Origin of the sequence: Antarctobacter heliothermus, from assembly GCF_900188425.1 — a bacterium.
GTDB classification, from domain to species: domain Bacteria; phylum Pseudomonadota; class Alphaproteobacteria; order Rhodobacterales; family Rhodobacteraceae; genus Antarctobacter; species Antarctobacter heliothermus.
The window spans coordinates 45,992-52,372 of record NZ_FZON01000035.1; the positions used below are offsets into that span (position 1 = coordinate 45,992).

6 protein-coding genes and 1 tRNA gene are annotated in these 6,381 nt (G+C 62.1%); 5 read left to right on the top strand and 2 right to left on the bottom strand.

Going from position 1 to position 6,381, the window contains the following annotated elements; all coding sequences use genetic code 11:
* Positions 1-53 precede the first annotated feature (53 nt).
* The 3 genes from CHB90_RS16600 to selD all read left to right on the top strand — a co-directional run bounded on the left by CHB90_RS16600 (position 54) and on the right by selD (position 4,029).
* Positions 54-1,307, top strand: coding sequence for a CheB methylesterase domain-containing protein (locus CHB90_RS16600; protein WP_245823276.1), 1,254 nt, complete (start codon positions 54-56; stop codon positions 1,305-1,307).
* The gene (locus CHB90_RS16605) at positions 1,304-1,837 is read left to right on the top strand and encodes a chemotaxis protein CheD (protein WP_089278981.1); all 534 of its coding nucleotides are present in this window, start codon (positions 1,304-1,306) and stop codon (positions 1,835-1,837) included. The genes CHB90_RS16600 and CHB90_RS16605 overlap by 4 nt, the downstream gene beginning before the upstream one ends.
* A gap of 65 nt (positions 1,838-1,902) precedes the next feature.
* The gene (selD, locus tag CHB90_RS16610) at positions 1,903-4,029 is read left to right on the top strand and encodes a selenide, water dikinase SelD (RefSeq protein WP_089278982.1); all 2,127 of its coding nucleotides are present in this window, start codon (positions 1,903-1,905) and stop codon (positions 4,027-4,029) included.
* Here selD and mnmH read toward each other — a convergent pair.
* Entirely contained in the window at positions 4,011-5,069 is a 1,059-nt protein-coding gene (gene mnmH / locus CHB90_RS16615; RefSeq protein WP_089278983.1) for a tRNA 2-selenouridine(34) synthase MnmH, read from the bottom strand. The two genes, selD and mnmH, sit on opposite strands and share 19 nt — an antisense overlap.
* Before the next feature lie 135 nt (positions 5,070-5,204).
* Here mnmH and CHB90_RS16620 point away from each other — a divergent pair.
* Positions 5,205-5,279: transfer RNA gene (locus CHB90_RS16620), tRNA-Phe, on the top strand.
* Positions 5,280-5,445: 166 nt separating this feature from the next.
* Here CHB90_RS16620 and CHB90_RS16625 read toward each other — a convergent pair.
* Positions 5,446-6,099, bottom strand: coding sequence for an HNH endonuclease family protein (locus tag CHB90_RS16625; RefSeq protein ID WP_245823277.1), 654 nt, complete (start codon positions 6,097-6,099; stop codon positions 5,446-5,448).
* Positions 6,100-6,108: 9 nt separating this feature from the next.
* Between CHB90_RS16625 and CHB90_RS16630 the strand changes: the two genes are divergently transcribed.
* A partial coding sequence (locus CHB90_RS16630; RefSeq protein WP_212591612.1) for a transposase occupies positions 6,109-6,381 on the top strand: 273 nt, incomplete at its 3' end.

A 6,381-nucleotide genomic window follows, 5' to 3' on the forward strand; every position in this document is an offset into this window, starting at 1 on the left:
GTCGCCTGCTTGCCCCTGTTCGGGTTTGAACGTGCCTCTGCGGGAGAAAAATCGTGCTCAGGAAGACCCTCGTCATCGCCACACCGGACACCGCGCAACGAGCCCGTCTTGGGCGGATGGTCGACCAAATGTCCGAGTTCGAGGTCATCGCACAAACCGGGGACTTGATGAACACCTACAACGTCGTGGAGGAGCGCCAGCCGAAAGCCGTCTTGATCGCGGACGTTCTGGCCAACCTGCCCGAATTCGAAGTGATGCGCGCCCTGTTCTCGACGCTCGATATCCGCTGGCTGGTTGTCACGATGCCAGATCGGTCAACTCGGCTGCCTCAGGCCCCTGTGGGCGACGACAGCCCCGGATCGGATCTGTTCTCGATCCCGGCCAACGCGCCCGAAGAGATCTATGTCCGGCAACTCTGCGCCTTGACCCGGACCGCTCAAAACCTCAACCCTGCCAAGAAACCCCGATCAGGACCAAGTGCACAGATAGGCGATCGCAGGCCGACAACGAAGGCCATTGCGGCGAATTCCACAGCCGAGCGGCCAAAGCTCAGACCGGCACCGCAATCGCACCGACTGCATCAACCCATCCTGTCCCGGAATAGTGCCAGTGTGACACCTGGTCCCGCGACGCCGCCAATGGCAGGTCGGCGGCGCCCCGAACCGGGTGTTGTTGTCCCGGCCGGACAGGTGGCCATTCCAGAAACCAGCAATGATCGCGTGATCCTGATCGGGGCAAGCACCGGGGGCGTGGATGCCTTACTTGCCATTCTATCGCGTTTCCCGGAAAACTGCCCCCCCACGCTGGTCGTGCAGCATACCGGAACCGGGTTCGGCGAGAGCCTTGCAGGACTACTGGATCGGCAATGCCTGCCCACGGTGCATCTGGCGACAGGACCGCAACCCATCCGCCGGGGTCAGATCCTGATCGGGGCGGGAACACGGACCCATCTGGTCATGGATGGCCGCGCCGGGACACGCGCGGTCTGCCAGGCGGATGCGCCTGTCTCTGGGCATATTCCCTCAGTCGACATGCTTTTTTCATCTGCGGTTCCGCTTGCGTCTCGGGTATCCGCAGCGCTCTTGACCGGAATGGGCCGCGATGGGGCCAACGGGATGAAGGCCCTGTATGACGGCGGCGCCTTCACCATTGCCCAGAATGAGGCAAGCTGCGTCGTCTACGGGATGCCGCGCGCAGCCGTCCAGAGCGGCTGTGTCCACAAGATCCTGCCGCTAGACCGGATCGCAGAGGCGCTGCTTGCCGGCAGGGGCGACGCCCCACGCACATCGAGGGAGTTGCAGAGATGACAGGATCAGTCGAGAAAGTTGTCAACGTCATCCAGGGCGAATACGAGATTTCCGAGGATCCGTCGGTGGTGATGACCACCGTTCTGGGATCCTGCATAGCTGTCTGCATGTTCGACACCACGCGTCGGATTGGCGGCCTGAACCACTTTCTCTTGCCCAACCGCGAGGGCGGCGGCGGGGCAAGTGTACGATATGGCGCGTATGCAATGGAACTGCTGATCAACGGTCTGCTGCGAAAGGGGGCCGAACGTGCGCGACTGCAGGCCAAGGTCTTTGGCGGCGCCAGCATGATCGGCAACCTGCGTGACATCGGCGCGTCAAACGCCGCATTTGCCCGGCAATTCCTGGCGGATGAGGGAATTCCCTGCGTTGCTGAAAGCGTCGCGGGCACCGCTGCCCGGCGAATCCGTTTTTGGCCGACGAATGGACGCGTGCGGCAGTTGATGGTTTCTGCCGAGGCGATCTCTTTGCCACCGGAGAAACCTGCCCCGATCCCAAGGCCCGTGGCGGACGAGATCACGCTTTTCTGACGCCAGCTTCGGCGCTATGCGGGGTCTGTCGCAGCAAGCGGCCCGGCGTGCCGAAGGAGGCAAGGATGCTATCACCCCCCCATCCTTTCACCCGCGATCTAGTGCTGATCGGCGGAGGTCATACTCATGCGCTGCTGCTCCGATCCTGGGGGATGAAGCCTCTGCCCGGAGCGCGGCTGACGTTGATCAGCCCCAATCCGACAGCCGCATACTCTGGAATGCTACCGGGTCATATTGCCGGACACTATGAGCGCAAGTCTCTGGAAATCGACCTCGTACAGCTGGCGCGTTTTGCCAATGCCCGGCTGGTGCTTGGCGCCGCCACAGCCATCGACCTGCACCGCAAGGAAATTTGCGTTCCTGGCCGTCCGCCCATTGAATACGACGTGGCCAGCATCGACATCGGGATCACAACCAACATGGCGGACCTGCCCGGCTTTGCCGAGTATGCGGTTCCCGCCAAACCGCTGGAAACCTTCGCAGACGCATGGCAGGCCTTTTTGTCCACCACCGGCCCCGCCGCTGTCGCCGTCATCGGGGGGGGCGTCGCGGGTGCCGAACTTGTGTTGGCGATGAGCCACGCCTTGGGCGGGATTGCCCGCCCTGCCCGGTTGCATCTGATCGAACGGGACACTGCACTGGCTGCCCTCCCGGCGCGCGCGTCCCGGCGGATGCGGCGCGCGTTGATCGAAGCAGGCATTGAAATCCACGAAGCGGCAGAGGTCATCGCGGTCACCGCCGAAGGTGTCAGGCTGGCTGACAGGACAATCGAGGCCGGTTTCATTTGCGGTGCCGCCGGCGCACGCCCGCACCCATGGCTTGCTCAGACCGGCTTGTCTCATCGCGACGGCTTTGTCACTGTGGACCCCAGATTGCAAAGCTCGGACAGGCATGTCTTTGCCGTCGGCGATTGCGCCGACATGGCCTTTGCGCCGCGCCCAAAGGCGGGCGTCTATGCGGTGCGGCAGGCCCCGATCCTGGCGCACAATCTGCGCGCCGCATTGCGTGAAACCGGCCAGACCCAAAAATACCATCCTCAGGCCGACTATCTGAAGCTACTCTCTCTGGGGGGCAAATCAGCGCTTGGCGACCGGTTTGGGCTGACCTTCTCAGGCCCCTGGGTCTGGCGTTGGAAAAATCGGATCGACCAGAAATTCATGTCGAAATTCAGGGATCTGCCACAAATGCAGCTCCCGCCGCTGCCCGCCGTTCGCGCCGCCGGGGCAGAGGCGCTTGGCGACAAGGTGCTGTGTGGCGGGTGCGGTGCCAAACTGGGTCAGTCGGCGTTGCTGCAAGCGCTGGAACCGGGGGGACTGCCCGGGGACGACGCGGCAGTTATCGACATCGGCGGCGCCCGGACCGTGATCAGCACCGACCATCTGCGAGAGTTTGTCAGCGACCCCGTGACCATGACCCGGATCGCAGCACAGCATGCCTTGGGGGATGTCTGGGCAATGGGCGCGCGACCCGGCGCGGTTCTGACCAATCTCATCCTTCCGCGCATGTCACCCGCGCTGGCCACGCGCACCTTGCGCGAGATCATGACCGCTGCCCGCGAGGTGATGGCAAACGCTGGCGCGGAAATTGTGGGCGGACACAGTTCCCAAGGGTCGGAACTGACAATCGGATTTACCGTGACCGGACTATGCGATCACACGCCCGTCGGACTGGCCGGCGCGCGCCCCGGCGATGCGTTGATCCTGACCAAACCCCTCGGCTCGGGCGTTTTGATGGCTGCCGAAATGGCCGGTCGCGCGCATGGCGCGGATGTGTCCGCGGCACTGGATCTGATGATGCAGTCGCAGGCACAGGCATCGGAAATTCTCCTAGATGCCCACGCCATGACAGACGTCACAGGTTTTGGTTTGCTGGGCCACCTGCGCAACATCTGTCTGAATTCCGCCGTGGGTGCAGAGGTGACTCTGGGCGCAGTGCCACTGATGGCGGGCGCGCTGGACCTGTCTGCCAATGGCATCCGGTCAAGCCTGTATCCCGACAACCGCGCCCCTTTCCCTGATCTCGACGCCACGCCGCGACACGATCTGCTGATCGATCCTCAGACTGCTGGCGGTTTGTTGGCGGCGGTTACAGGGGACGTGGGCAAGCGGCTGACCGCCTTGCGCGCTGCGGGATATCAGGCGTGCGACATCGGCCGAATCACAGATGAGACTGGTCAGATCCGGATCGTCTGAAGGTGTAGCGCCAGCCGATCTGCAAGCGCATCCAGAGCCTGAGGCGTCAAAGCGGTTGTCTCTTCGCGGTGAATGAACTGCGGCGACTGCGCGCGCATGGACGTTCGGTACGCCGGGTCGTAGTGATCCTCTGCCAGGGACCGGCAGAGCGCCAGCCGCTCCCCCCCTGCAATCATTGCGTCCCAACGATCCACCAGTTCATGCCCCCGGTAAAACCGCAGCGGCGCGAGCATTTCGCTCAGGCGCGGACCGTCGGCAAGAATATCGGCGTAGGCTTCGGCCAGATACCGTGCCCGGGCCTCGATCGGGGCGGTGAGTTCGATCCAGGGCGCGGTTTTCATCGCCTCCCACAGCGCGGGCGGCAGGTTGATCTGGCCGATCTTGCTGCTTTCCGCCTCGACCACCACCGGTGACGCTGGATCAAGCACTTGCAGCGCCCGGATCAGATCGGATTCGAACCCTTTCTGTGCGGGCTGCCCACCAGGCATCTCCCCCAGCAGCGAACCGCGATGTCGCGCCAAACCTTCCAGGTCCAGCACCTGGACCCCCCGCTCTGCCAGTCGCGGCAAAAGGGCCGTCTTGGCCGTCCCGGTATACCCCCCGAGCTGGACAAAGCGATGCGGCAACGCGGAATCGTAAAGGGCATGGGTCACGAGACGGCGATAGGTCTTGTACCCGCCCTGCACCACCTCCGCGCGCCATCCGATTTCCCGCAGCATCCAGGTGAAGGTGCCGGACCGCTGCCCGCCCCGCCAACAATAGACCAGCGGACGCCACCCCCCATGATGGTGTGCCAACGGCCCCGCGACATGTGCTGCGGCATTGCGAAACACCATAGCGGCCCCGATCTTGCGCGCTTTGAACGGGCTGTCCTGCTTGTAGATCGTTCCGACCTGCGCACGCTCTTCATTGTCGAGCACTGGCAGATTGATGGCCCCTGGAACGCAATCTTCGGCGAATTCCGCCGGGCTCCGAACGTCGATCACGCAGTCGAAACCATGTGTGAAAAAGGTTTCGAGGCTGTCCACAATGTAAGTCATTCGGTGGATGTAGCCTGCGCCGTCAGGCTTTGAAAGAGGTGGTTTCCCTGGATGAAAAAACAGTTGCAATACCCGCTGGACACCGGCTCAGACCTCGGCTAAACCGCGTCCACCCGAAGGTTGTCCTTCACCCGTGCCCGGGTAGCTCAGGGGTAGAGCAGTGGATTGAAAATCCTCGTGTCGGTGGTTCGATTCCGCCCCCGGGCACCACTTTTACTAAATAAAAGCAATGGCTTGGCGCGATTTTGTTGCCGCCTAATAAGCGCGTATTACGCTGTGGGTATCATTTGGGTAGCATGTCAGAACCCGAATATCAGGCACTCGTTGCCGATCAGCGTGGCAGGCCAACGCTAGTATGGCGGTGTGATGGAAACAGCTAACTTCCGTCCAAACCGATCCATCGGGAAACGGCGGCGTCTGCGAACCGCTCGCCTCGTTCTCGTATTTCATCTTCGGTCCACTGCGTTTTCCCGGTGAACCACTTGTTCAAGAACAAGCCCGTGTGCTCGGCGAATTTCGCCTTCTTCTCATCAAAACCCTTGTTCCCCGATGAGATGTTCAGACCGCCAGTGAGCAGCGTAAGGTTGCCCAAGGTGTGCAGGATGGCATTTCGTGCGATGGCCTTGCAGTCGTCATCCGAGGGGTGTCCACTCGATCCGTCCTCATAGGGCCAGTCATCGCCCCATGACTGCGGCATGACATGCTCGACCCACAGGTTAGGGGGCTGGTCGGACTGCTCGGCGAGTTTCGACCTGCTTGCGAGTTCCAGTTCCCACAGGATGTCCGTCAGTCGTGGGCGCGTCGAAATCGCATAAGCGTTCTCGTTCAAGATGCCGTGCCGAACGTCGCGGTTGGTGGGAAACCGGCTGCTGACCCCTGCCTTCTTCGAGAAGTAGCCCTTGAAGCTTGCAACCGATACCCCGTTTTCAAGGAACTCGGCGGCGATGGACGGGCGTTGTTGCGGAACTCGCACCTGAGGCGTAACGTAACCGCGCCATTGGCACCGCCTGCCTGACGCTGGTGCGATCATCTAGGACACGTGTTTAACGACGTCGTTAACGACGTGTCTTATGCGGGGTCATCGATGCGTGGTGAAATTCTTGGGGTGGAGCGGCGGCGTTTCTGGCGCGATGAGGACAAGCTCGAAATTGTCATGTCGGCTGGTGTTGGTGGGGAAACGGTGACGCAAGTGGCGCAGCGCCACGAGATTACGCGGCAACAGATTTACGCCTGGCGGCATGAGTTGAAGAAGAAAGGTTTGTGGTCGCCCGATGCCGGGGCACTTTTCTACCCGTTGGATATTCCGGTCGCG

Coding starts and splice junctions, on each gene's coding strand:
- selD (WP_089278982.1), top strand. CDS start 1,903: ATGCTATCACCCCCCCATCCTTTCACCCGCGATCTAGTGCTGATCGGC.
- CHB90_RS16605 (WP_089278981.1), top strand. CDS start 1,304: ATGACAGGATCAGTCGAGAAAGTTGTCAACGTCATCCAGGGCGAATAC.
- CHB90_RS16625 (WP_245823277.1), bottom strand. CDS start 6,099: ATGATCGCACCAGCGTCAGGCAGGCGGTGCCAATGGCGCGGTTACGTT.
- mnmH (WP_089278983.1), bottom strand. CDS start 5,069: ATGACTTACATTGTGGACAGCCTCGAAACCTTTTTCACACATGGTTTC.